Source organism: Vreelandella boliviensis LC1, assembly GCF_000236035.1.
GTDB classification, from domain to species: Bacteria; Pseudomonadota; Gammaproteobacteria; order Pseudomonadales; family Halomonadaceae; genus Vreelandella; species Vreelandella boliviensis.
Window position 1 is genome coordinate 1,376 of the sequence record NZ_JH393268.1, and the last position, 284, is coordinate 1,659.

The 284-nt window shown below is 43.3% G+C and carries 1 protein-coding gene and 1 other annotated feature (1 of these 2 cut by a window edge); the gene reads left to right on the top strand.

Annotation, left to right across the window (positions count from 1 at the left end; all coding sequences use genetic code 11):
• Positions 1-76, bottom strand: a sequence feature (mutual gap in cmsearch alignment for this rRNA model is longer than 100); it reaches 1,375 nt to the left of the window's first position.
• Positions 1-184 (top strand): hypothetical protein (locus KUC_RS19835; protein ID WP_208854510.1); only part of this gene is annotated, 184 nt, incomplete at its 5' end. (Overlaps the previous feature by 76 nt.)
• Positions 185-284: the final 100 nt, after the last annotated feature.

A 284-nucleotide genomic window follows, 5' to 3' on the forward strand; every position in this document is an offset into this window, starting at 1 on the left:
TCTGTTACCGCTCGACTTGCATGTGTTAGGCCTGCCGCCAGCGTTCAATCTGAGCCATGATCAAACTCTTCAGTTTAAGATCTATGCGGTTCTTACCCGCCACTCGAAAGTGACAGAAGCGAACCAAACTTGGCTCAAGGTTCAAACGAATTCATTCAACTGTTGTTTAAAAACTTACGTTTAAAAACTGTCGTTCTCATGACCGCTTGCCTTGATATTTGGTGATTTGTCACCAACATCAGCAAGCGCCCACATGAATTACCTGATCAAATTGTTAAAGAGCT